At 40.4% G+C, this 1,256-nt stretch carries 1 protein-coding gene; it reads left to right on the top strand.

The features are described 5' to 3' along the window. Positions 1-246: 246 nt before the first annotated feature. A partial coding sequence (locus I6F66_RS20630) for a transposase (RefSeq protein ID WP_197209676.1) occupies positions 247-1,256 on the top strand: 1,010 nt, incomplete at its 3' end.

The following is a 1,256-nucleotide window of genomic DNA, read 5'->3' as shown; positions in this document are numbered from 1 at the left end:
CTTATAGTTCGACCAAGCCACTTAATTTAAAAGTAACTGACTATTATATTAAGTGGAATATGCTTCTGTTGGTTACGAATATTGAATGACAAACATCCAATGTTTTTAACAAGACGTTCGAGCCAACAGAGCACCTCGATTTCAAAACGCATACTCAGGGATTGCCGACCAAGACTATCTATAAGACCTGCGAGAAACGAGATTTAAGCACATTCCGTCCTTAACTTTAACCGTAGGCGCTATAAAATGAAAGCATATAACGTTGATAATTTTGCTGTACTCATTGGCATTGATTGGGCCGATAAAAAACATGATATTTGTGAACACCCAACAGGCACTAATAAATATCATTACACCGTTATTAAACACACACCTGAAGCGTTGCATGAATGGGCTATGGATATTAAACAACGTTATCCAAAGCAGAAAATAGCGATTGTTTGCGAGCTTAAAAAAGGGCCGCTTATTTATGCATTAGCTAAATACGACCACCTTACTTTATTTACCGTTAATCCTTGTGCTGTTGCTAAATACCGCCAGGCCTTTACGCCCAGCGGCGCAAAAGATGACCCATCAGATGCCTTTGTACAAGTTGAAATTCTCACGTTACACATGGATAAGCTGTCTGTCATTGAGCCTGAGTCAGCAGCTATGCGAACGCTGTCTCAGCTTGTTGAATATCGCCGAAGTTTAGTGCAAGACAGTGTCGATTTATCCAATAAAATAACAGCGACATTAAAAAATTATTACCCGCAGGCACTTGAATGGTTTAAAGAAAAGGACACGTATATATTCTGCGACTTCATTCAGAAATGGCCGTCACTCACTGCGGTTAAAAAAGCAAGAAAACAGACTTTACTCGACTTTTTTGAGAGTCATAACTCACACTATTGCGCGGTCAATAATGCACGACTAGACAGTATTAAAAATGCGATGCCATTAACTCTGGACGAAGGAGTAATTGTGCCTAATCAAATGCTCGTTGGAGTGCTTATCACGCAATTTAAAGTGTTATTAAAGGGCATTGAAAAGCTCGATAAAGCAATAAAATCGGCTTATAAAGCCCAGCAGGATAAAAAGATATTTGATAGCTTACCCGGTGCAGGTCCACAACTCGCCCCACGTTTACTTGTTGCTTTTGGTAGTAATCGTGCGCGTTATAATGATGCTGCAGAGCTTCAAAAGTACGCGGGTATAGCGCCTGTTATTGAGCGCAGTGGTCAAAAGATGTGGACTCATTGGCGTTATAGTTGCCC

The organism is Pseudoalteromonas sp. NZS100_1 (genome assembly GCF_015864285.1).
In the GTDB taxonomy this organism is placed as follows: Bacteria; Pseudomonadota; Gammaproteobacteria; order Enterobacterales; family Alteromonadaceae; genus Pseudoalteromonas; species Pseudoalteromonas arctica.
This window is presented reverse-complemented; position numbering and strand designations above follow the sequence as displayed.